Origin of the sequence: Scandinavium goeteborgense, from assembly GCF_003935895.2 — a bacterium.
GTDB classification, from domain to species: domain Bacteria; phylum Pseudomonadota; class Gammaproteobacteria; order Enterobacterales; family Enterobacteriaceae; genus Scandinavium; species Scandinavium goeteborgense.
The window spans coordinates 3,648,058-3,671,440 of record NZ_CP054058.1 but is presented as its reverse complement, the minus strand read 5'-3'; the positions used below and the strand labels follow the sequence as shown (position 1 = coordinate 3,671,440).

Sequence of the window (23,383 nt, the reverse complement as noted above, 5' to 3'; positions counted from 1 at the left end):
AGTTATCCCTTAATCGCTCCGCTGGTCAGCCCGCTGACAATGCGTTTCTGGAAGATAAGCACCAGCACAATAATCGGCAGCGTCACCACTACCGAGGCCGCCATAATGCTGCCCCACGGCAGTTCAAAGGTCGACGCGCCGCTGAACATGCTGATCGCCACCGGCACGGTGCGCTTGTCGCCGGAAATAATGAACGTCAGTGCAAACATGAATTCGTTCCACGCGCCGATGAACGCCAGCAGCCCGGTGGTGACCAGCGCAGGCGCCAGAATCGGCGCAAACACCCGGCGGATAATGGTCCAGGTTTTCGCCCCGTCGACAATCGCCGCCTCTTCCAGCTCCACCGGAATCGACTTCATAAAGGTGGTCAGCACCCAGACGGTGAACGGCAGCGAAAAGGTGGTGTACGAGAGCACCAGCGCGCCGAGGGAATCGTACAGCCCCAGAAAACGCACCAGCTCGAACATCCCGGTCAGCACCGCCACCTGCGGGAACATCGACACGCAGAGAATGGTAAACAGCAGGAATTTACGTCCGCGAAACGGCACTCGCGCGAGGGCGAATGACGCGGTAATCGACACCAGCAGACAGATGCCAACGGTGATCGTCGCCACCAACACCGAGTTCAGCAGGCTGCGGGCGATACCGTTATCCACCAGCGCCACCACATAGTTGTGCCAGTGATAGCCGTTCGGTAAATAGGCGGGCAGAAACAGCTCCTGCCCGGTGCGCAGCGAGGTCAGAATGGCGTAGTAAAACGGGAAAACGCAGAACAGCACGGCGACGGTCGCACCCAAATAAATCACCAGCTGGTGGCCGAATTTGCGCTGACGACGGGTGGCTTTCATCACCGCTTCTCCTTCTCGTTTAGCTTCGAGACGCGGATAAAGCAGGCCGCAATGCCCGCCACCATCATGAACACCAGCACCGATGCCGCAGAGCCGACGCCCATATCCTGATACGAGATGATTTGCTCGCGGGCGTAACCGGAGATCGACATCGTCGCCTCGCTGTTGGATGTCAGCACGAAAATCAGATCGAAAATGCGCATCGCGTCCATCACGCGGAAGATCAGCGCCACGATCATCGCGGGCAGGATCAGCGGCAGGGTGATGCGCTTAAAGCGTTGCCAGGCGCTGGCCCCGTCGACGCGCGCGGCCTCGTACAGATCGCCAGGGATCAGCTGTAGCGCCGCCAGCAGCATCAGCGCCATAAACGGGGTCGTCTTCCAGACATCGGCGATCACCACCGCCCACATCGACAGCGACGGCTCGGCGATCCACGCCAGATGCGCCTGGAAGCCGAAGACTTTGGCCAGCAGATCGTTCACCACGCCGTACTGATCGTGGAACATCCAGCCCCACATTTTGGCGCTGACAATCGTCGGGATCGCCCACGGCACCAGAATGGCGGTGCGCACCAAACCCTGGCCGCGAAATTTTTCGTTCATCAGTAGCGCCAGCAGCATTCCGAGCAGCAGTTCAAGGCTGACGGAAACCAGCGTAAACCACAGGGTGTTGCCGACCGCCTGCCACCACAACGGGTCCACCAGCACGCCGCTGCTTTGACCGTCATGATTGAGGTAATAGTTCGCCAGCCCGACCAGCTGATAGTCGCTCGGGTTGTCGAGCATCGCGTTGGTAAAACTGAAAAAGAAGGTACGCGCCAGCGGCCAACCGGCCGCCAGCGCAAGGAGAATCAGCGCGGGCGCCACCAGTATCCACGCGATACGGCGGCGCCGCTGTTGATAGCCGAGACGGGCCAATTAATGCCAATCCTTCCCTTTCACGCGCTCCAGGCGTTTTTGCAGATCGGCCACGGCGGTTTTACCGTCGCTGCCCCCGTTGAGCACTTTGAAGGTCACGTTAAAGATAGCGTTCGAGACGCGTGGATACTGACTTTTGGTTGCCGTCGCCGGACGCGGAACCGCATTGGCGAAGATCTCTTTAAACATCGTCAGATGCGGCGCGGTTTCCAGTACCGCTTTATCCTCATACAGCGCCGAACGCGTCGGGGCAAAGCCGAGGTATTTCAGCTGCATTTTCTGCGAATCGGCGTCGGTGAGGATTTTCAGCAGCGCAATTGCCGCATCTTTATTTTTAGTGTTGCCGTTAATCGACCACTGCCAGCCGCCCAGCGCGTTGGCCGATTTGCCGTCCGGCCCGGCAGGCAGCGGCGCGACGCCGACTTTGCCTTTCAGCGGGCTGTCTGCGCCCTGCGAGAGCAGATACGCATAAGGCCAGTTGCGCATAAACAGCGCGTCACCGTTCTGGAACACCGCACGGGACTCTTCTTCTTTGTAGCCCAGCGCGCCTTTCGGCGTGATTTTACCAATCCAGCCCGCGACCATATCCAGTGCGGCGGCCGCCTTCGGATTATTGATGGTCACGTTCCCTTTTTCGTCGATGAATGTGCCGCCGCCGTAGGAATCAACCCACTCCAGCGCGTTACAGGTCAGGCCTTCATACGATTTCCCCTGGAAAATCATCCCCCAGAAGTTTTTATGGCCTGCCTTGTGTTCTTCCGCCTGAATTTTGGTGGCGATACGCGTTAAGTCAGCCCAGGTTTTTGGCGGCTGTTCGTTGTATTTTTCGAGCAGGTCTTTGCGGTAATAGAGCACCCCGGTGTCGAGATACGCCGGAATGGCCTTCACTTTGCCGTTTACGGTGTCGTTCGCCCACGGGCCAGGGAAGAAATCGCCTTTCATATCGGCCACGGCATCGGTTAAATCGAGCGTTTGCTTATCCAGCAGGCCGACCCAAATGGTGTCGGACTGGAACAGATCCACAGCTTTTTCATCTTTCGCGGCAAACAGTTGCTGGAGCAGGGCCAGCTTTTCATCCGACGCCGCCGGGAATTCAATAAATTCCAGCTTATTGTTGGTTTGCTTTTCAAAACGGTCTTTGACGTAGTTGCAGTATTCCTTACCGCCAGGAGAAATCGGGCATTCCATACGCAGGGTATCGGCAAGCGCGGCGTTAGCAACGCCCGCCAGCGCTAAGGTAATAAGACTTAACGTCAGTTTTTTCATTTTATCCTCGTTATTAACGGGCTTTGGAGGTGGCGCAAAAGTGAACAGGCCATCTACAAAGCTAGTTAATAACGAGGCAGAGCAGCAAGTTAGCAGCCTAATCTTTGTCTCAAATCTGGAGCTACTGCACGGATATGGTTTTTTTTTAGCGCTTCGGTGAAAGAAGCGCTAAAGGAGGGCAATGCAGAAGGGGTCAATCAGCCAATGGTGAAGCCGTCGGCGTCTTGCCAGGCCGGGAATTTTTGGCGGTATTCCTGTAAGGCCGAGAGCGACAGTTCGGTATTAATCAGCGTCGCCTGATGCGGTTCGGCGCTGGCGATGATTTCGCCCTGCGGGTTGATAGCCCGGCTGTCGCCGCGATAGTGATGCCCGTTGCCGTCGGTGCCGACGCGGTTACAGCCGATGACGTACGCTTGGTTCTCAATGGCGCGCGCGGTTAACAGCGCCTGCCAGTGCAGAGAGCGTGGGGCAGGCCAGTTGGCGACGTACAACGCCAAATCGTAATCGTTGCGGTTACGGGACCACACCGGGAAACGCAGGTCGTAACACACCAGCGGCAGAATGCGCCAGCCGCGCCATTCGAACACCACGCGCTCGTGGCCTGCTTCATAGTGATGATGTTCATCCGCCATGCGGAACAGGTGGCGCTTGTCATAGCGATGCACCTGGCCTTCCGGTTCAACCAGCAGGAACCGATTCACCGGGCCACGGTCGGTTTGCAGCGCGGCGCTGCCAGCAATGAGGGCGTCGGTTTGCTGTGCCTTTTCATGCATCCACGCGACGACTTCTTCTTCCGGCAGCGACTGAGTGGCCGCTTCCATCGCAAAGCCGGTGGTGAACATCTCTGGCAGCACAATGATATCGCGCCCGTGAATCTCTTCTAACTGACGATCGAAATGACGGAGGTTGGCGGGGCCGTCCATCCACACTAAAGGCTGTTGTAATATTGTTACTTTCAGATTGGGCACAGTCAGAAACTCCCGATGATAGGCTTACGAGTCACTGTTCTACCTTATCAGGATTTTAATGAAAAAAGCGGAGAAGATTCTCCGCTTTTAAGGGGGGGTATTTGCCGGGTGGCGCTGCGCTTACCCGGCCTACAGCGACTGACTCGTAGGCCCGGCAAGCTTGCGCCGCCGGGCGATGGGCTGCGGATTACGCGGCCTCAATCTTGCGGACTTTCTCCGGCAGCTTTACCGGCTTGGTCGCCAGCGCATCTGCGTCGAAATCGTCAACGTTAATGCTGCGCAGACGGCTTTCTTCGGCTTTGGTCAGAATATCCGCTTCATCCTGGTCGATAAGCCCTTTAGCAAGCGCGTTGCGGGCCAGCTCATCGAGACGGGTGAACGGCAGGTTCTTGCCAATCTCTTTGCAAATGCGCTGATGAATCGGATCGGCGGCCATCACGTCCAGCAGCGCTTGTTCCAGCAGACCGACCGGGTTGTGCTCGCTCGGCGTCAGGTATTGACCGCGGCCGATACGTGAACGGGTGGCGCTTGGCACTTGCAGGATTTTCGCCACGGCGTGATCCAGCTTGTCTGACGGCGCGACGTAGTGACGACCGGTCGGGAAGATGACGAAGCGCATCACGCCTGCCACAAACCCGTTCGGGAAGTTACGCAGCAGGTCATCCATCGCCTGTTCGGCCTGATGCAGCGCGTCCTGAACGCCCCAATGAACCAGCGGCAAATCCGCTTCGTTACGACCTTCGTCGTCATAGCGTTTCAGCACCGCAGAGGCCAGATACAGCTGGCTCAGCACATCCCCCAGACGGGCGGAGATACGCTCGCGACGCTTCAGGCTGCCGCCGAGTGCCGCCATCGACACATCAGACAGCAGCGCCAGGTTGGCACTCAGACGGTTCAGGTGCTGATAATAGCGACGGGTCGCATCGTGCGTCGGCGTGCTGCTGGTCAGACCGCGAGTCAGACCCAGCCAGAAGCTGCGCACTTTGTTGCTGCCCACGTGGCCGATGTGTTTAAACAACAGCTGATCGAAAGCGTTAAGATCTTTGTTCTGCGCGGCGGCCATCTCTTCGAGCACGTACGGATGGCAACGGATCGCGCCCTGGCCGAAGATCATCATGCTGCGGGTCAGGATGTTGGCGCCTTCCACGGTGATCGCAATCGGTGCGCCCTGGTAAGCACGGGCGAGGAAGTTGCCTTCGCCGAGCATAATGCCTTTCCCGCCGGTGATATCCATCGCATCAATAATTGACTGCTGACCACGGTGGGTACAGTGATATTTCACTATCGCCGACAGCACCGCCGGTTTTTCACCGAGCATGATCCCGTAGGTAATGAGCGACGCCGCAGCGTCCATCACGTATGCGTTGCCTGCGATACGTGCCAGCGGCTCTTCGATCCCTTCCATCTTACCGATAGAGATTTTGAACTGACGGCGGATGTGCGCGTAAGCGCCGGTGGCCATCGCGACGGATTTTACGCCGCCCGTGGAGTTTGACGGCAGGGTGATGCCGCGCCCCACAGACAGACATTCCACCAGCATACGCCAGCCCTGACCGGCCATTTTTGGCCCGCCGATGATGAAATCAATCGGCACGAAAATATCCTGACCGCGGGTCGGACCGTTCTGGAACGGCACATTGAGCGGGAAGTGACGGCGTCCAATTTCCACGCCCGGCGTACCGGTTGGGATCAGCGCACAGGTAATGCCTAAATCTTCCTCACCGCCCAGCAGTTTGTCCGGGTCAGAGAGCTTGAACGCCAGACCGAGCACGGTCGCAATCGGCGCGAGAGTGATATAGCGTTTGTTCCAGGTGAGGCGCATGCCGAGCACCTGCTCACCCTGCCATTCGCCCATGCAGACCACGCCGGTATCCGGAATCGCGCCCGCATCAGAGCCCGCTTCCGGGCTGGTCAGTGCGAAACAAGGGATTTCCTGACCCCTTGCCAGACGCGGCAGGTAATGATTTTTCTGCTCGTCGGTGCCGTAATGTTGCAGCAGTTCGCCCGGGCCGAGGGAGTTCGGCACACCGACGGTGATCGCCAGGATCCCGGAGACGCCGGACAGCTTTTGCAGCACGCGAGACTGTGCATAGGCAGAGAACTCGAGGCCGCCGTACTCTTTCTTAATGATCATCGCGAAGAAGCGATGCTCTTTCAGATATGCCCACAGTTCCGGCGGCAGATCCGCCAGTTCGTGGGTTATCTCGAAGTCGTTCGCCATGCGGCAGGCTTCTTCCACCGGGCCGTCGATAAACGCCTGTTCTTCGGCGGTCAGCTGCGGCTGCGGGTAGTTGTGCAGTTTTTTCCAGTCCGGATTGCCCTGGAACAGATCGCCTTCCCACCAGGTGGTGCCCGCGTCGATCGCTTCTTTCTCGGTGCGCGACATCGGCGGCATCACTTTGCTGAAGGTGCGGAACACCGGCGCGGAGATCATCGCTTTACGCATTGGACGCAGGTTAAACGGCACCAGAATGATGGCCAGAGGAACCAGCAGCCAGATGTTCCACAGGCCCGCAGCGCCCAGCGCCCCGGTCCAGACCAGCAGAATAAGGCTGCTCAACAGCAGATTAACCCGGTGATAGAAGAGCACGCCGAGAAGGACAACGGTGGCAATAATACTCAAAATCATCATAAAGAAATGCTCCCTTGCTTGTAGGAGGTCTGACCACTTGTGATGTAATGGTTGTAGTGGATGTCATTTCTTTTATCAATGTGTTTACAAAATAATTACAACATGGCTCACACTGTTGCTGTTTTCAGTGGCACGGAAAATCAAAAGCCGGGGGGATAACGGCGGTGAATGCTTCTCGCTGCATCCGCTATCCGTTACACTGCTGGGGTTAATCATTAAAGCGGAAGGACACTCCTCATGTACCAGGATCTTATTCGTAACGAACTGAATGAAGCAGCGGAAACTCTGGCCAATTTCCTGGCCGATGAAGCGAACATCCATGCGATCCAGCGCGCGGCAGTACTGCTCGCAGACAGCTTCAAAGCGGGCGGGAAAGTACTCTCTTGCGGTAACGGCGGCTCCCATTGTGACGCGATGCACTTCGCGGAAGAGCTGACCGGTCGCTACCGTGAAAACCGTCCGGGCTACCCGGCGATTGCCATTTCAGACGTCAGCCATCTCTCCTGCGTCAGCAATGATTTCGGCTACGAATATGTGTTCTCTCGTTATGTTGAATCCGTAGGCCGTGCCGGTGATGTACTGTTCGGGATTTCCACCTCCGGCAACTCTGGCAACGTGATCAAAGCGATTGAAGCTGCGCGCGCGCAGGGCATGAAAGTCATCACCCTGACCGGCAAAGACGGCGGCAGAATGGACGGTTCTGCTGACGTTGAAATTCGCGTGCCGCACTTTGGCTACGCAGACCGCATTCAGGAAATCCATATTAAGGTTATCCATATCCTGATTATGCTGATCGAAAAAGAGATGGTAAAAGCATAAGTGGTAGCGGGGAGAGGATGCTTTCTCCCCCGTTTTATGTGTGAGGTGAATTATGTGCGAACTGCTCGGGATGAGCGCCAATGTGCCAACCGATATCTGCTTTAGTTTTACCGGGCTGGTTCAGCGCGGGGGCGGTACCGGGCCGCATAAAGATGGCTGGGGAATTACCTTCTACGAAGGTAAAGGCTGTCGCACATTTAAAGATCCGCAACCGAGCTTTCAGTCGCCTATCGCCAAACTGGTGCAGGATTACCCGATCAAATCCTGTTCAGTGATTGCCCATATTCGCCAGGCTAACCGCGGTGAAGTGGCGCTCGAAAATACCCATCCGTTTACCCGCGAACTGTGGGGCCGCAACTGGACTTACGCCCATAACGGCCAGCTCACGGGCTATAAAACCCTTGAAACCGGACAGTTCCGCCCGGTCGGCGAAACCGACAGCGAAAAAGCCTTCTGCTGGCTGCTGCACAACCTGACCAGCCGCTACCCGCGCACGCCCGGCAATATGAACGGGGTGTTTAAATACATCGCGTCGTTGGCGTCTGAGCTGCGGGAGAAAGGGGTGTTTAACATGCTGCTGTCGGACGGACGCTATGTGATGGCGTACTGCTCGACCAATCTGTACTGGATTACGCGCCGTGCGCCGTTTGGCGTGGCCACGTTACTGGATCAGGATGTGGAAATTGATTTTCAACGAGAGACCACACCTAACGATGTGGTCACCGTGATTGCCACTCAGCCGCTGACGGGCAATGAAACCTGGCACAAGATTATGCCAGGCGAGTGGGCGTTATTTTGTCTCGGAGACCGTGTAGTTTGACGCCAGCTGCGAGCGAATCTCGTGGCTCAATGGCTTACTGACCACATAGCGACCACTCTGTACCGTCACCATCGGCGGTTTGTGGGTCTGCTCGAAGTAGTCATAGCCCGGCTTCAGCTGCGACCAGAAGTCTTTATAATAAGAGAACTTGTGGCGTTCCATATTCGCATCGGTCATGCGGAATGGATAGATGCTGACCTGCACACTTGACTGGCCAAACACCAGCGCACCGGTGACAAACTGGAAAATCTCATCAATGCCGGTATCGGTCATGGCGTAGCAGCCAATCGACACACAGGCACCGTGGATCATCAGGTATTTCCCTTCATAGCCATGTGAGCGATCGTAATCGTTCGGGAAGCCAATATTAATGGCTTTATAGAAACGGCTATCGGGCTTGAGCTGGCTGCGGGAAACGTTATAGAAACCTTCCGGAGATTTAAAATCGCCCTGGCGCTGTTTCGGACCCAGGCCGCCGGAATAGTTGCAGATTTTGTAGCTGTCGAGCAGTTGATACGTCTCACCCATCTTTACGTAAAGATCAAGAGTACGCTCTTCTTTGAAGATCTGGATATAAACCGGAGATCCCATTAATTGCTGTTTATATTCTTTGCTGACCGGGGTGGTCGAGCTATTACTGCTAAGCAAACCGGCAAACGAAACGCACGGGATCAACAGCATCGCAAGTAACAATGCGATTTTGCGCATACTACATGTTCCTTGATAAAACGGTAGAGACAGGCCGGGAGGCCCGAAATAGAACCCGAAATCAGAATTGTCTCGAATTGGTGCGCTCACATTAGCATCACCAAAGTTTTTCGCAAGTCCGGCGATCAGGGTTTACAAATTACTTTAGCGTTATACCTGCTTTTTGATGCAATAGCAGTCAGAACTTTGCGCATTCGCTCGCAAATACTGACCTGTATACCCCGTAAATGCTGCGTTCTGACCTCATATCCTGTAAACTTGCCGCGTTTCACGACCAGGTTAAGAAAGGATGCTTTACTCTCATCGTACTGCCGCTAGCAGCACTCTCTGGCATCGGTTTTTCCTTTCTTATTTTGTTTTACTCTACGCTGGGTTTAGTGACAGTAACGTTTACGGATACCTGCTAACGACATGATTAAAATCACAAAAGGGCTTAATTTGCCCATCGCTGGCGCACCGTCACAGCACATTGCCGAAAGCGCCGCCGTCTCGCGCGTGGCCGTGCTGGGCGAAGAATATATTGGCATGCGCCCCTCGATGGCCGTCCAGGAAGGCTACCGGGTTCTCAAAGGGCAAGTGCTGTTTGAAGATAAAAAGAACCCCGGTGTGCGCTTTACTGCGCCGGCCAGTGGCGTCATCAGCGCCATTCATCGCGGCGAACGTCGCGTGCTGCAATCGGTGGTCATTGATATTGACGGTAATGACGCCGTCAGTTTCCCGCAGTTTGAAGTGGCAGACCTTGCCACGCTGGAAAGAGAAGCCGTTCAGCAGCAGCTGCTGGAATCGGGATTGTGGACCAGTCTGCGCACCCGCCCATTCAGTAAAATCCCGGCTGCGGGCAGCGCTCCGGTGGCCATTTTCGTCACCGCCATCGACACCAATCCGCTGGCGGCCGATCCGCAACCGATAATCTATGCGCATAGCGAAGCCTTTAACGCCGGGCTGACGGTACTGTCGCGCCTCACCGACGGCAAAGTTCACGTCTGTCAGGCAAGCGGCGGCAAGGTGGGCGGCCATCCCGTGGGTCAGGTGACGTTCAACGAATTTAGCGGCCCACATCCGGCTGGTTTACCGGGCACGCATATCCACTTCCTCGAGCCGGTAAGCCTGAATAAGCAGGTCTGGCACCTGAATTATCAGGACGTCATCGCCATCGGCAAACTGTTTGTCGAAGGCGAACTGTGGAGTGAGCGGGTAATTTCCATCGCCGGGCCGCAGGTCAACACACCGCGTCTGGTGAAAACGCTGCTCGGGGCAAGCCTTGACCAGCTGCTGGTCGGTGAACTGGCTGACGGTGAAAACCGCGTGATTTCCGGTTCGGTGCTCAGCGGCACCCACGCGCTGGGGCCATACGCGTTCCTCGGTCGCTATCACTTGCAGGTCAGCGTGGTGAAAGAAGGGCGCGAGAAAGAACTCTTTGGCTGGGTCATGCCAGGCAAAGATAAATTCTCGATTACCCGTACCACACTCGGCCATTTCCTCAAGCGCAAACTGTTTGATTTCTCGACCGATACCAACGGCGGCGAGCGTGCGATGGTGCCTATTGGCAACTATGAGCGCGTCATGCCGCTGGATATTCTGCCGACGCACCTGCTGCGCGATCTGCTCGCCGGGGATACCGACAGCGCGCAGGCATTGGGTTGTCTGGAACTCGACGAAGAAGACCTGGCGCTCTGCACCTACGTTTGCCCGGCAAAATACGAATACGGCCCGGTGTTGCGTGACGTCTTAACCCGCATTGAGCAGGAAGGATAAATGATGGGTTTGAAAAATCTGCTGGAAAAAATTGAGCCGCACTTTACCCACGGCGGCAAGCTGGAAAAGTACTATCCGCTGTATGAAGCCGCGGCCACCATTTTCTACACTCCGGGTCTGGTGACAAAAGGGGCGTCTCACGTCCGCGATGCTATCGATCTCAAGCGTATGATGATTCTGGTCTGGCTGGCGGTGTTCCCGGCAATGTTCTGGGGCATGTACAACGTCGGTCTGCAAACTATTCCGGCGCTGCACAAAATGTATGGCCCGGAGCAGCTGCAACAGGTGATTGCCGGAAACTGGCACTACCATGTGGCACAGTGGCTAGGCGTGAGCTTCGCGCCTGACGCAGGCTGGCTGAGCATGATGGGGCTGGGCGCGGTGTTCTTCCTGCCGATTTACATGACGGTGTTTATCGTTGGCGGCTTTTGGGAAGTGCTGTTCTCTATTGTGCGTAAGCATGAAATCAACGAAGGCTTCTTTGTCACCTCCATCCTGTTCGCGCTGATTGTTCCGCCGTCGCTGCCGCTGTGGCAGGCCGCGCTGGGCATCAGTTTTGGCGTGGTTATCGGGAAAGAAATCTTCGGCGGCACCGGGCGTAACTTCCTTAACCCGGCGCTGGCGGGGCGTGCGTTCCTGTTCTTCGCCTATCCGGCGCAAATCTCCGGCGACCTGGTATGGACCGCGGCTGACGGCTTCTCTGGCGCAACGCCATTGTCTCAGTGGGCGAGCCACGGCGGTGAAGCGTTGATGAATCTCACCAGCGGTCAGCCGGTAACCTGGATGGACGCGTTCCTCGGCAAACTGCCTGGCTCAATCGGTGAAGTTTCCACGCTAATGATCCTGATCGGCGGGGCCATCATTATCTTCGGTCGCGTTGCTTCCTGGCGCATCGTGGCGGGCGTGCTGCTCGGCATGATTGCCGTTTCCACGCTGTTCAACCTGATTGGCTCAGACACTAACCCGATGTTCTCCATGCCGTGGTACTGGCATTTGGTGCTCGGCGGTTTTGCTTTCGGCATGATGTTCATGGCGACCGACCCGGTGTCGGCGTCGTTTACCGATAAAGGGAAGTGGTGCTATGGCGCACTGATTGGCGCGATGTGCGTGCTGATTCGCGTTGTAAACCCGGCCTATCCGGAAGGGATGATGCTGGCAATTCTGTTTGCCAACCTCTTTGCGCCGCTGTTCGATTACCTGGTGGTGCAGGCCAATATCAAGCGGAGGAAGTCGCGTGGCTGAAGTGAAAAGTAACGATAGCATCGGCAAAACGCTGCTGGTGGTGCTGGTGCTTTGCCTGGTCTGCTCGATTATCGTAGCCGGCTCAGCGGTGGGGCTCAAACCTCGCCAGCAAGAACAGCGCGCGCTGGATAAACAGCGCAACATTCTGGCGGTCGCCGGGCTGATGCAGCCGGAAATGAAGCAGGATGAAGTGGCCTCTATTTTCGCGGAACGTATTACCCCGCGTCTGTTGGATTTGAAAAGCGGCACACTGCTCGACAAAGATCCGGCCTCGTTTAACCAGGGGCTGGCGTTGAAAGATCCGGCGCAGAGCACGCAGCTGGACGCCAATGAAGATCCGGCGGGCATCAAACGCCGCAGCAACGTGGTCGAAATCTACCTGGTGAAAGACGAGCAGAAAAAAATCCAGGAAGTCGTTCTGCCAATTTACGGTAACGGGCTGTGGTCGATGATGTACGCCTTTGTGGCCCTCGACACCGACGGACGCACAGTGAAAGGCATCACCTACTACGATCAAGGTGAAACCCCGGGGCTCGGCGGTGAAGTCGAAAACCCGAACTGGCGTCAGCAGTTCATCGGCAAAAAAGTGCTGAATGACGACGGCAAGCCTGCTCTGAAAGTCGTGAAGGGCGGTGCGCGTCAAGGTGACGAATATGCGGTTGACGGGCTTTCCGGCGCCACGCTGACGTCAAACGGCGTTCAGCACAGTTTTGATTTCTGGATGGGCGAGCAGGGCTTTGGCCCGTTCCTGAAACAGATGCGTGAAGGAGGCCTGAACAATGGCTGAGCTCGGTGATATGAAAGAAGTAAAACGGGTGCTGGTGGGGCCGGTTATCGCCAACAACCCGATTGCGTTGCAGGTCCTGGGCGTCTGCTCGGCGCTGGCGGTGACCACTAAACTGGAAACCGCATTCGTGATGACCCTTGCAGTGACGATGGTCACCGCGTTCTCCAGCATGTTTATCTCGATGATCCGCCACCACATCCCGAACAGCGTGCGCATCATTGTGCAGATGGCGATCATCGCCTCGCTGGTCATCGTGGTCGATCAGCTGCTGCGCGCCTATGCGTATGAAGTCTCTAAACAGCTGTCGGTGTTCGTGGGCCTCATCATCACCAACTGTATCGTGATGGGCCGCGCCGAAGCGTACGCCATGAAATCGCCACCGCTGGCGAGCTTCATGGACGGCATCGGTAACGGGCTTGGCTACGGCGCTATCCTGATGATCGTCGGGTTCCTGCGTGAGCTTATCGGCAGCGGCAAGCTGTTCGGTATCACCGTGCTGCAAACCGTGCAGAACGGTGGCTGGTATCAGCCTAACGGCCTGTTCCTGCTCGCACCGAGCGCATTTTTCATCATCGGTCTGCTTATCTGGGCGCTGCGCAGCTGGAAGCCGGAACAGCAGGAGAAGGAGTAACCGATTATGGCTCATTACATTAGTCTTTTTGTCCGCGCAGTGTTCGTTGAGAACATGGCGCTGGCCTTTTTCCTCGGCATGTGTACGTTCCTTGCGGTGTCGAAGAAAGTCTCTACGGCGTTTGGCCTGGGCGTGGCGGTTACCGTCGTTCTCGGCATTTCCGTGCCTGTGAACAACCTTATCTACAACCTGGTTCTGCGCGACGGTGCGCTGGTGGAGGGCGTTGATCTTAGCTTCCTCAACTTCATCACCTTTATCGGCGTTATTGCGGCGCTGGTGCAGATCCTCGAGATGATCCTCGATAAGTATTTCCCGTCGCTATACAACGCGTTGGGGATCTTCCTGCCGCTGATCGCCGTGAACTGTGCGATCTTCGGCGGCGTCTCGTTCATGGTGCAGCGCGACTATAACTTCCCTGAATCTATCGTCTACGGTTTCGGCTCCGGCATCGGCTGGATGCTGGCGATCGTCGCGATGGCCGGTATTCGCGAGAAGATGAAATACGCCAACGTGCCCGCAGGACTGCGCGGCTTAGGGATCACCTTTATCACCACCGGATTGATGGCACTGGGCTTTATGTCATTCTCCGGCGTGCAGCTATAAGGGCGTAAGTAATGGAAATTATTCTTGGCGTAGTGATGTTCACGCTGATTGTGCTGGTGCTGTCGCTGCTGATTTTGGCGGCGCGTGCGAAACTGGTGAACTCCGGCGATGTGGTCATTGAGATCAACAACGAAGCCGACAAACAAATCCGTACGCCCGCTGGCGATAAGCTGCTGAATACGCTGTCTAATAACGGCATTTTCGTCTCTTCAGCCTGCGGCGGCGGCGGTTCCTGCGGCCAGTGCCGGGTGACGGTGAAAGAGGGCGGCGGCGATATCCTGCCGACCGAGCTTTCGCACATCAGCAAGCGTGAAGCCAAAGAGGGTTGTCGCCTGGCGTGCCAGGTTGCAGTTCGTCAGGACATGAAAATCGAGCTGCCGGAAGAAATCTTCGGCGTGAAGAAATGGGATTGCGAGGTTATCTCCAATGATAACAAAGCGACGTTCATCAAAGAGCTGAAGCTGGCGATCCCTGAAGGTGAAAGCGTGCCGTTCCGCGCGGGCGGTTACATTCAGATTGAGTGCCCATCCCACAAAGTGGCGTATGCCGATTTTGACGTGCCGGACGAGTACCGCGGCGACTGGGACAAATTCAATCTGTTCCGCTACGTTTCCGAAGTGAACGAGCCGACGCTGCGCGCGTATTCCATGGCGAACTACCCGGACGAGAAGGGCATTATTATGCTCAACGTCCGTATCGCCACGCCGCCTCCGTCTGCACCTGACGTGCCGCCGGGCATTATGTCCTCCTACATCTGGTCGCTGAAAGCGGGTGATAAAGTGACGATTTCCGGGCCGTTTGGTGAGTTCTTCGCCAAAGATACCGACGCGGAAATGGTGTTTATCGGCGGCGGTGCAGGTATGGCGCCAATGCGTTCGCACATCTTCGATCAGCTCAAGCGTCTTAGCAGCACGCGTAAAATCAGCTTCTGGTACGGGGCGCGTTCACTGCGCGAAATGTTCTACGATGATGAGTTTGAGCAGTTGGCGCGGGAAAACCCGAACTTTACCTTCCACGTGGCGCTTTCCGATCCGCAGCCGGAAGATAACTGGACGGGGCACACCGGGTTCATCCACAACGTGCTGTATGAGAACTACCTCAAACATCATGCGGCACCGGAAGACTGTGAGTTCTACATGTGTGGGCCTCCGGTGATGAATGCGGCGGTTATCCGCATGCTGAAAGATCTGGGCGTGGAAGATGAAAATATCATGCTCGATGATTTTGGAGGCTGATGATGTTAACGGTATTTCTGGCAACGTTTGCCGTGTTCTTGCTGGTCGTGCTCGGCATGTCACTCGGCTATCTGGTGAAACGTAAAAGCATTCAGGGCAGCTGTGGCGGCATCTCGTCGCTGGGGCTGGAGAAAGTCTGCGATTGCCCTGAGCCGTGCGACGCGCGTAAAAAACGTCTCGCCCGCGAAGCCCAGCGCCAGCAAAACCGCATTATCTAGTCCTTTATTGTAGGCCCGGCAAATGCAATGCTGCCGGGTAAAATGCCGGGTAGCGCGTTGTTTACCCGGCCTACAAAACCCCACGCTTCTCATCCCCTATCAATATACTGTATACTTACACAGTAATCTGTGAGGGCTGAGTATGCGCAAAATTATTCACGTTGATATGGACTGCTTTTTTGCCGCCGTTGAAATGCGGGATAATCCAGCCCTGCGCGACATTCCCATCGCCATTGGCGGCAGCCGTGAGCGCCGCGGCGTGATCAGCACCGCTAACTATCCCGCGCGTACGTTTGGCGTGCGCAGCGCAATGCCAACCGGAATGGCCCTCAAACTCTGTCCGCACCTGACGCTGTTGCCCGGTCGCTTTGAAGCCTACAAAGAAGCCTCGGTGCATATTCGTGAGATTTTCTCGCGCTACACCTCACTGATTGAACCGCTGTCCCTCGATGAAGCGTACCTCGACGTCACCGATAGCCTGCACTGTCAGGGTTCGGCCACGCTGATGGCGCAGGAAATCCGCCAGACCATTCATCGTGAGCTGAATCTCACCGCCTCGGCGGGCATTGCCCCGGTAAAGTTTCTCGCCAAAATTGCCTCGGACCTTAACAAGCCCAACGGTCAGTACGTCATTACGCCTGATGAAGTGCCTGCGTTTCTCAAAACGCTTACGCTGTCGAAAATTCCCGGCGTGGGGAAAGTCTCGGCATCGAAACTTGAAGGCATGGGTCTGCGCACCTGTGAGGACGTGCAGCACGCCGACCTGGCGACGCTGCTCAAGCGTTTTGGCAAATTTGGGCGGGTGTTGTGGGAGCGCAGTAACGGTATTGATGAGCGCGACGTCAACAGTGAGCGTCTGCGCAAATCGATTGGCGTGGAGCGCACGCTGGCTGAGGACATTCATGAATGGGCCGACTGCGAGGCGATAATCACCGGTCAGCTTTACCCTGAGCTGGAGCGTCGACTGGCGAAGGTGAAACCTGACCTGCTGATTGCGCGTCAGGGCGTGAAGCTCAAGTTTAATGATTTCCAGCAGACCACGCAGGAGCACGTCTGGCCGAAGTTGAACCAGGATGATTTGATCGCCACGGCGTATAAAACCTGGCATGAGCGACGCGGAGAGCGGGGCGTCCGGCTGGTGGGCCTGCATGTTACGCTGCTGGACCCGCAGCTTGAACGACAACTGGTGCTGGGGTTGTAGTTTCCTGAACCCATAAAAAAAGCTTCCTGAAGGAAGCTTTTTTTGCCCGGTGGCGCTGCGCTTACCGGGCCTACGCGATTCTGCATTTCCGGTGGTGCTGCACTAACCGGGCCTACGGAATGTGCCATGTAGGCCCGGCAAGCTTGCGCCGCCGGGCACCCATTACGGCTTACTTCGCTGGAATCGCTTTCAGCAGTTCGGTCAGCAGGATCCAATACTGGCCCACGCTTTCAATGTGAACCTGCTCATCCGGCGAGTGTGGCCCGGTGATGGTCGGCCCAATGGAAACCATGTCCATGTTCGGGTACGGCTTTTTGAACAGACCACATTCCAGACCCGCGTGGATAACCTGGATGTTCGGCGTTTTGTCGAACAGACGCTGATAGGTTTCACGCACCAGGTGCATAACCGGAGAGTTTGCATCTGGCTGCCAGCCTGGGTAGCCGCCTTTCGGTGCCGTCTGTGCGCCCGCCATTTTGCCCAGAGATTCCAGCATGCTAACTACGTAGTCTTTGCCGCTGTCGATCAGGGAACGAATCAGGCAGATGATTTCCACGTTGTCGTCGTGCATGGAGACCACGCCCACGTTCAGGGAAGTTTCAACCACGCCTTTCGCCACGTCGGAGTTACGGATAACGCCGTTCGGGGTCGCATTCAGCAGTTGAATGAAGCTGTCACGGGATTTTTCGCTCAGGGCGTTTTTGTCCGCGGTGACCGCTTCCAGAACCACGGTCAGGTTCTTCTCTTTTGCAGCCAGTTCGTTTTTCAGAATAGCCATGAACTCATCGGCCAGCGCTTTCAGGGTCTGCGCTTTGTCAGCCGGAACGGCGACGGTGGCGAAGGCTTCACGTGGAATAGCGTTACGCAGAGTGCCGCCGTTGAAATCAACCAGACGCAGGTCCAGCTCAGACGCATGGCCTGCCAGGAAGCGCGCCAGCAGTTTGTTGGCATTGCCGAGACCCAGATGGATATCGCCGCCGGAGTGACCGCCTTTCAGGCCTTTCAGCGTCAGCTTAAAGCTCTGGAAGCCAGCAGGGATCGCTTCGCGAGTCAGCGGCAGGGTGGTGATGAAATCGATACCGCCCGCGCAACCCATGTAGATCTCACCTTCTTCTTCAGAGTCGGTGTTGATCAGGATATCGGCCTGCAGCCAGTTAGCCTGAAGGCCAAAGGCGCCATCCATGCCCGCTTCTTCAGTCATGGTCAGCAGCACTTCCAGCGGGCCATGTTCAACGCTGTCGTCAGCCAGAACGGCCAACGCAGACGCCATACCGATGCCGTTATCCGCGCCCAGCGTGGTGCCGCGGGCTTTAATCCACTCGCCGTCAATGTACGGCTGAATAGGATCTTTGGTGAAGTCATGCACGGTGTCGTTGTTTTTCTGCGGCACCATATCGAGGTGCGCCTGCATCACAACCGCTTTACGGTTTTCCATGCCCGCCGTGGCAGCTTTACGAATCAGGATATTACCCACCTGATCGCGTTCTGCATGCAGACCTTTTTCCTTCGCCCAGCCCATGATGTGTTCGGCGAGCTGCTCTTCGTGATAAGAAGGGTGCGGAATGGAGCAGATTTTGGCGAAAATATCCCACAGCGGCTGCGGGGATAATTGAGACAGTTCAGACACGGTAAGTCTCCTTACGGCTTCCTGCAAAAGTGGCTTACAGGTAATGGGTTAGCAATGACAAACAGGCATGTGACCTGACTTGCGAGATGCCGTTGAGAATACCACTTTCTGCCTTCTCTGGTAGTACGTAGCGCGTAAAAACTCCCGGCGAGGCCGTTAAACACTGGTTTTTAGTGCGTCAGATCTCTATAATCTCGCGCAACCTGGAATCACCCCGAACATTTTTTAAGCCGATTTATAGGCTGGGATACAATCACATGAGCGAAAAATACATCGTTACCTGGGACATGTTGCAGATTCATGCACGCAAACTGGCCGCGCGCCTGATGCCCTCCGAGCAGTGGAAAGGCATTATTGCCGTTAGTCGTGGAGGTCTGGTACCAGGCGCTCTGCTGGCCCGTGAACTGGGTATTCGTCATGTGGACACCGTCTGCATTTCCAGCTACGACCACGACAACCAGCGCGAGCTGAAAGTCCTCAAGCGTGCTGAAGGCGACGGCGAAGGCTTTATCGTGATTGACGATCTGGTCGACACCGGCGGCACCGCAGTCGCTATCCGTGAAATGTACCCGAAAGCGCATTTCGTCACTATCTTCGCCAAGCCTGCGGGTCAGCCGCTGGTTGATGACTACGTGATCGATATTCCGCAGGATACCTGGATTGAACAGCCTTGGGATATGGGCGTGGCGTTTATCCCACCTATTTCAGGCCGCTAAATATCTTTAGCCTTCCTGTGAACTGAAATCCTCGGATATCTGATTTACTGTTCTTTTCAACGCCCGGTATACCGGGCGTTGTTCTTTTTGGCGCCCGGCGAGGTACAATAGACGTCATGTCGTATTCATGGAGTCTATGCGATGCCAGAAGCCAATCTCAGCGAAGTCCTCTTCAAACCGCGTTTCAAGCACCCTGAAACCTCGACGCTGGTGCGTCGCTTCCATCATGGCGCCGATTCTGCAGTGCAATCCGCGCTGGACGGAAAAAACGTTCCTCACTGGTACCGGATGGTGAACCGCCTGATGTGGATCTGGCGTGGCGTCTCGCCGCAGGAAATTCTCGACGTGCAGGCGCGCATCGTGATGAGTCCCTCAGAGCGTACCGACGAAGATCTGTATGACACGGTGGTCGGCTATCGCGGCGGCAACTGGATTTACGAATGGTCGAAACAGGCGATGCTCTGGCAGCAGAAAGCGTGTCAGGAGCCGGATGACGCGTTAAGTGGCCGCCACTGGCTGCATGCCTCTAATCTCTACAGCATCGCCGCTTACCCGCATCTGAAAGGCGATGACCTCGCCGAACAGGCACAGGCGCTGGCAAATCGGGCCTATGAAGAAGCCGCCCAGCGTTTGCCGGGCTCTTTGCGTGAACTGGAGTTTAAAATTACTGGCGGTTCTCCGGTCACGGGGTTCCTGCACATGCCGCCTGGCGAAGGCCCGTTCCCGACGGTGCTGATGTGCGGCGGGCTGGATGCGCTGCAAAGCGACAACTACAGCCTGTTTGAAAAATACTTAGCCCCGCTGGGGATTGCGATGCTGACACTGGACATGCCGTCGATAGGCTTCTCGTCCAAATGGAAGCTGACCCAGGATTCCAGCTTCCTGCATCAGCAGGTTTTGAAATCGCTGCCGAATATTCCGTGGGTCGATCATACTCGCGTGGCGGCGTTTGGTTTCCGCTTCGGGGCCAACGTGGCGGTGCGCCTCGCGTATCTGGAATCACCGCGTCTGAAAGCGGTGGCTTGTCTCGGGCCGGTGGTCCACCACTTGCTCAGCGACCCGCAGCGCCAGGAAAATGTCCCGGAAATGTATCTCGACGTGCTGGCCTCGCGGCTGGGTATGCACGATGCCTCTGACGATGCGCTGCGCGTTGAGCTTAATCGTTACTCGCTGAAAACACAGGGATTGCTGGGCCGTCGCTGCCCAACGCCGATGCTGTCTGGCTACTGGCAAAACGATCCGTTCAGCCCGGAAGACGAGTCCCGTTTAATCACCTCGTCATCTGCCGATGGCAAGTTAATGCAGATCCCGTTTAAGCCGGTTTATCGCAATTTTGACAAAGCGTTGAAAGAAATTGCCACGTGGATCAATCATAGAATTGGTTAATAGATTGCTAAATTCTATTGATTTGGTAAAACAGTTGCATCACTAAAGGAGACAGCAATGACGTTACCGAGTGGACACCCGAAGAGTAAACTGATCAAGAAATTCACTGCCCTTGGCCCCTACATCCGGGCAGAGCAGTGTGAGGATAATCGCTTCTTTTTCGATTGCCTGGCCGTATGCGTCAATGTCAAACCGGCCCCGGAAGTCCGAGAGTTTTGGGGCTGGTGGCTGGAAATGGAAGCGCAGGAAAAGCGTTTCACCTACAGCTATCAGTTTGGCCTGTTCGATAAACACGGCAACTGGCAGGCAACGGCCATCAAAGACACTGAAGTCACTGACCGCCTGGAGCAGACTCTGCGTGATTTCCACGCCCGAGCGCGCGACATGCTGAAAACATTCGACCTGGCGCTTGAGCCTGCGGAAGATGTGGAACAGCCGGTGAGATTGTCGGCATAAGCGATTTTGCAGAAGACATAAAAAAGGCCCCTCAACGTTGAGGGGCCTTTTAATTTTGTGGGATTAGAACTGGTAAACCAGACCCAGCGCGACCACGTCGTCGTTATTCAGCGCGAGTTTATTATCATCGCTCAGCTGGTTGATTTTATAATCAACAAACGCCGACATGTTTTTGTTGAAGTAATAGGTGGCTGCCACGTCGATATATTTCACCAGGTCCGCATCGCCTACGCCTTCAATATCCTTACCTTTAGACTGGACATATCCAATGGATGGGCGCAGACCGAAATCAAACTGATATTGTGCGACGAGTTCTAACGCCTGGTTTTTATTTGCGAAACCGCTGACTTTCGTATCCACGCCGCCAATGGACGCGGTGCCGGAAATTGGGGTCATGTTGCGGGTTTCGGCGTAAATGGCCGCCAGGTATACACTGTTGGCATCGTATTTAAAGCCGGTGGTCCAGGCTTCAGCGTCAGTCCCTTTCCCGAAGGTGCTGTCCTGCTGAGTCAGAGTCCGGTTGGAGTTAGAGTAGGCGGCACCGAGGGTGAAACCGGAATCGCCGAAGTCATAGCTCAGTGAGGTACCGAACCCGTCACCGTTGGCTTTGCTGGCCGCGCGGCCGTCGTTTTCGTTTTTGCCCTGGTACTGCAGCGCCAGTTTCAGACCGTCAACCAGACCGAAGAAGTTGTTGTTGCGGTAGGTCGCCAGGCCATTTGCACGACCGGTCATGAAGTTATCGGTTTTGACGAAGGAGTCATCACCGAACTCTGGGATCATATCCGTATACGCCGCGACGTTGTACAGAATGCCGTAGTTACGACCGTAGTCGAAAGAGCCAATATCACCGGCTTTCAGACCCGCAAAGGCCAGACGCGTTTTGGTGGTCGCCGGATCGCCTTCCACTTTGTTCGCCGCAACCTGATATTCCCACTGGCCAAAACCGGTCAGCTGATCGTTAATTTGAGTCTGACCTTTAAAGCCCAGACGAATATAAGACTGGTCGCCGTCTACCGCGTCGTTGTCGCTCATATAATGTTCAGCTTTAACGCGACCATAAAGATCCAGTTTATTACCGTCTTTATTATAAATTTCTGCGGCCTGTGCTGCTGTGGAAGACATTACGCCCAGTACCATCAATGCCAATGTGGTCTTTTTCATTTTTAACCCTGATTAATATACGCGCTTAAATTTAGGAACTTGCCAGATTTAAAAAACAGGAAGGGTTGTATCGCGGGGAAATGAAAGTTTTATGACAAAGTAAGAATAGTTTTAAATAATTGTGTTTGGGTATTTCTGTCATAAAAGTGCCATTATCTGCCGCTACGCTTCCTGATCCCGCGCAACAAAGTGCTTTGCAACCCGCTCAGGGAGTTGGCAAGCGGCCTGAGTCCTGTTACAACGTCCTTTTCGTACACATTGAATGGCAGAGAATCATGAGTGACAGCCAGACGCTGGTCATCAAACTGGGTACCAGTGTTTTAACCGGGGGGTCGCGCCGCCTTAATCGCGCCCATATCGTGGAATTAGTGCGCCAATGCGCGCAGCTGCATGCCGCAGGACATCGGATTGTGATTGTGACGTCGGGCGCGATTGCCGCCGGGCGTGAACACCTCGGCTACCCGGAACTGCCTGCCACCATCGCCTCTAAACAGCTGCTGGCGGCGGTCGGCCAAAGCCGTCTGATCCAGCTCTGGGAACAGCTTTTCTCGATTTACGGTATTCACGTCGGCCAGATGTTACTGACGCGCGCGGACATGGAAGACAGAGAGCGTTTCCTCAATGCCCGTGACACGCTGCGTGCGCTGCTCGATAACCACATCGTGCCGGTTATCAACGAAAACGACGCCGTCGCTACCGCTGAAATTAAAGTGGGCGATAACGACAACCTGTCTGCGCTGGCGGCAATCCTCGCTGGAGCCGACAAACTGCTTCTGTTGACCGACCAGCAGGGGTTGTTCACCGCCGACCCGCGCACTAATCCACAGGCCGAACTGATTCAGGACGTGCACGGCATTGACGACGCACTGCGCTCAATTGCTGGAGACAGCGTTTCGGGCCTCGGTACCGGCGGAATGGGCACCAAACTGCAGGCCGCTGACGTCGCCTGCCGCGCCGGAATCGAAACCATTATTGCCGCAGGCAGTCGCCCGGGCGTGATTGGCGACGTGATGGAAGGGGTCGCCGTCGGCACCCGTTTCCACGCCCAGATTTCCCCGCTCGAAACCCGTAAACGCTGGATCTTTGGCGCACCGCCAGCCGGGGAAATCACCGTGGATGAAGGCGCTGTTTCTGCAATTCTGGAAAGAGGGAGTTCATTGCTTCCAAAAGGAATTAAAAGCGTGACAGGTAACTTCTCCCGTGGTGAAGTGATCCGTATTCGTACTCTCGACGGTCGCGATATCGCGCACGGGGTGTCCCGCTACAACAGCGATGCGCTGCGTCGGATTGCCGGACAACATTCGCAGCAAATCGACGCGATTCTCGGCTACGAGTACGGCCCGGTAGCCGTTCATCGCGACGACATGATTACCCGTTAAGGAGCCTT

General features: G+C 55.8%; 22 protein-coding genes. 14 read left to right on the top strand and 8 right to left on the bottom strand.

What is annotated here, in order from left to right:
* Nucleotides 1-2: 2 nt before the first annotated feature.
* From A8O29_RS18420 to fadE, 5 genes are all read right to left on the bottom strand, one after another.
* A complete protein-coding gene (locus tag A8O29_RS18420; RefSeq protein WP_125352597.1) occupies nucleotides 3-848 on the bottom strand; it encodes a carbohydrate ABC transporter permease in 846 nt (281 codons plus the stop codon).
* Nucleotides 848-1,765 (bottom strand): carbohydrate ABC transporter permease, encoded by a 918-nt coding sequence (locus A8O29_RS18415; RefSeq protein ID WP_246316627.1) that lies wholly within the window; start codon nucleotides 1,763-1,765, stop codon nucleotides 848-850. Before A8O29_RS18415 ends, A8O29_RS18420 begins: the two co-directional genes overlap by 1 nt.
* Nucleotides 1,766-3,031 (bottom strand): ABC transporter substrate-binding protein, encoded by a 1,266-nt coding sequence (locus A8O29_RS18410; protein WP_125352593.1) that lies wholly within the window; start codon nucleotides 3,029-3,031, stop codon nucleotides 1,766-1,768.
* A 197-nt stretch (nucleotides 3,032-3,228) separates the two neighbouring features.
* Nucleotides 3,229-3,999 carry an amidohydrolase gene (locus A8O29_RS18405; protein WP_159464126.1) on the bottom strand — a complete coding sequence of 257 codons (771 nt, stop codon included), beginning with the start codon at nucleotides 3,997-3,999 and terminating at the stop codon, nucleotides 3,229-3,231.
* Nucleotides 4,000-4,186: 187 nt separating this feature from the next.
* Nucleotides 4,187-6,631: an acyl-CoA dehydrogenase FadE gene (fadE, locus tag A8O29_RS18400; protein WP_125355801.1), complete on the bottom strand. Its 2,445-nt coding sequence runs from the start codon at nucleotides 6,629-6,631 to the stop codon at nucleotides 4,187-4,189.
* A 237-nt stretch (nucleotides 6,632-6,868) separates the two neighbouring features.
* Between fadE and lpcA the strand changes: the two genes are divergently transcribed.
* Nucleotides 6,869-7,450 carry a D-sedoheptulose 7-phosphate isomerase gene (gene lpcA / locus A8O29_RS18395; RefSeq protein ID WP_125355803.1) on the top strand — a complete coding sequence of 194 codons (582 nt, stop codon included), beginning with the start codon at nucleotides 6,869-6,871 and terminating at the stop codon, nucleotides 7,448-7,450.
* 52 nt (nucleotides 7,451-7,502) lie between these two features.
* Nucleotides 7,503-8,270, top strand: coding sequence for a class II glutamine amidotransferase (locus A8O29_RS18390; RefSeq protein ID WP_125355805.1), 768 nt, complete (start codon nucleotides 7,503-7,505; stop codon nucleotides 8,268-8,270).
* On the opposite strand, the gene dpaA is transcribed toward A8O29_RS18390, so the two are convergent.
* Nucleotides 8,241-8,978: a peptidoglycan meso-diaminopimelic acid protein amidase gene (gene dpaA, locus A8O29_RS18385; RefSeq protein ID WP_125355807.1), complete on the bottom strand. Its 738-nt coding sequence runs from the start codon at nucleotides 8,976-8,978 to the stop codon at nucleotides 8,241-8,243. The two genes, A8O29_RS18390 and dpaA, sit on opposite strands and share 30 nt — an antisense overlap.
* 411 nt (nucleotides 8,979-9,389) lie before the next feature.
* Here dpaA and A8O29_RS18380 point away from each other — a divergent pair, with 411 nt between their 5' ends.
* The 8 genes from A8O29_RS18380 to dinB all read left to right on the top strand — a co-directional run bounded on the left by A8O29_RS18380 (nucleotide 9,390) and on the right by dinB (nucleotide 16,650).
* The gene (locus A8O29_RS18380; protein WP_125355809.1) at nucleotides 9,390-10,733 is read left to right on the top strand and encodes a Na(+)-translocating NADH-quinone reductase subunit A; all 1,344 of its coding nucleotides are present in this window, start codon (nucleotides 9,390-9,392) and stop codon (nucleotides 10,731-10,733) included.
* Between the two features lie 3 nt (nucleotides 10,734-10,736).
* Nucleotides 10,737-11,975 carry an NADH:ubiquinone reductase (Na(+)-transporting) subunit B gene (locus A8O29_RS18375; protein WP_125355814.1) on the top strand — a complete coding sequence of 413 codons (1,239 nt, stop codon included), beginning with the start codon at nucleotides 10,737-10,739 and terminating at the stop codon, nucleotides 11,973-11,975.
* Nucleotides 11,968-12,762 (top strand): Na(+)-translocating NADH-quinone reductase subunit C, encoded by a 795-nt coding sequence (locus tag A8O29_RS18370; RefSeq protein WP_125355811.1) that lies wholly within the window; start codon nucleotides 11,968-11,970, stop codon nucleotides 12,760-12,762. Before A8O29_RS18375 ends, A8O29_RS18370 begins: the two co-directional genes overlap by 8 nt.
* Nucleotides 12,755-13,393 (top strand): NADH:ubiquinone reductase (Na(+)-transporting) subunit D, encoded by a 639-nt coding sequence (locus tag A8O29_RS18365; protein ID WP_110511595.1) that lies wholly within the window; start codon nucleotides 12,755-12,757, stop codon nucleotides 13,391-13,393. The genes A8O29_RS18370 and A8O29_RS18365 overlap by 8 nt, the downstream gene beginning before the upstream one ends.
* Nucleotides 13,394-13,399: 6 nt before the next feature.
* Nucleotides 13,400-13,996 (top strand): NADH:ubiquinone reductase (Na(+)-transporting) subunit E, encoded by a 597-nt coding sequence (gene nqrE, locus A8O29_RS18360; RefSeq protein WP_110511594.1) that lies wholly within the window; start codon nucleotides 13,400-13,402, stop codon nucleotides 13,994-13,996.
* 11 nt (nucleotides 13,997-14,007) lie between these two features.
* Nucleotides 14,008-15,231, top strand: a complete 1,224-nt coding sequence (nqrF, locus tag A8O29_RS18355; RefSeq protein WP_110511593.1) for an NADH:ubiquinone reductase (Na(+)-transporting) subunit F — start codon at nucleotides 14,008-14,010, stop codon at nucleotides 15,229-15,231.
* Nucleotides 15,232-15,233: 2 nt separating this feature from the next.
* Nucleotides 15,234-15,449, top strand: coding sequence for a (Na+)-NQR maturation NqrM (gene nqrM / locus A8O29_RS18350; protein ID WP_166665229.1), 216 nt, complete (start codon nucleotides 15,234-15,236; stop codon nucleotides 15,447-15,449).
* Nucleotides 15,450-15,591: 142 nt separating this feature from the next.
* Complete coding sequence (dinB, locus tag A8O29_RS18345; RefSeq protein ID WP_125355812.1) at nucleotides 15,592-16,650, top strand: DNA polymerase IV; 1,059 nt, start codon at nucleotides 15,592-15,594, stop codon at nucleotides 16,648-16,650.
* Between the two features lie 169 nt (nucleotides 16,651-16,819).
* On the opposite strand, the gene pepD is transcribed toward dinB, so the two are convergent.
* The gene (pepD, locus tag A8O29_RS18340; protein WP_125355923.1) at nucleotides 16,820-18,277 is read right to left on the bottom strand and encodes a cytosol nonspecific dipeptidase; all 1,458 of its coding nucleotides are present in this window, start codon (nucleotides 18,275-18,277) and stop codon (nucleotides 16,820-16,822) included.
* Nucleotides 18,278-18,534: 257 nt separating this feature from the next.
* Between pepD and gpt the strand changes: the two genes are divergently transcribed.
* From gpt to crl, 3 genes are all read left to right on the top strand, one after another.
* A complete protein-coding gene (gene gpt / locus A8O29_RS18335) occupies nucleotides 18,535-18,993 on the top strand; it encodes a xanthine phosphoribosyltransferase (protein ID WP_110511589.1) in 459 nt (152 codons plus the stop codon).
* Between the two features lie 141 nt (nucleotides 18,994-19,134).
* Nucleotides 19,135-20,379 carry an esterase FrsA gene (frsA, locus tag A8O29_RS18330; protein ID WP_125355921.1) on the top strand — a complete coding sequence of 415 codons (1,245 nt, stop codon included), beginning with the start codon at nucleotides 19,135-19,137 and terminating at the stop codon, nucleotides 20,377-20,379.
* A 57-nt stretch (nucleotides 20,380-20,436) separates the two neighbouring features.
* Nucleotides 20,437-20,835 (top strand): sigma factor-binding protein Crl, encoded by a 399-nt coding sequence (gene crl / locus A8O29_RS18325; RefSeq protein WP_125355919.1) that lies wholly within the window; start codon nucleotides 20,437-20,439, stop codon nucleotides 20,833-20,835.
* A gap of 63 nt (nucleotides 20,836-20,898) precedes the next feature.
* On the opposite strand, the gene A8O29_RS18320 is transcribed toward crl, so the two are convergent.
* Complete coding sequence (locus tag A8O29_RS18320; RefSeq protein WP_125354704.1) at nucleotides 20,899-21,996, bottom strand: porin; 1,098 nt, start codon at nucleotides 21,994-21,996, stop codon at nucleotides 20,899-20,901.
* 275 nt (nucleotides 21,997-22,271) lie between these two features.
* Here A8O29_RS18320 and proB point away from each other — a divergent pair, with 275 nt between their 5' ends.
* The gene (gene proB, locus A8O29_RS18315; RefSeq protein ID WP_125354705.1) at nucleotides 22,272-23,375 is read left to right on the top strand and encodes a glutamate 5-kinase; all 1,104 of its coding nucleotides are present in this window, start codon (nucleotides 22,272-22,274) and stop codon (nucleotides 23,373-23,375) included.
* Nucleotides 23,376-23,383 lie beyond the last annotated feature (8 nt).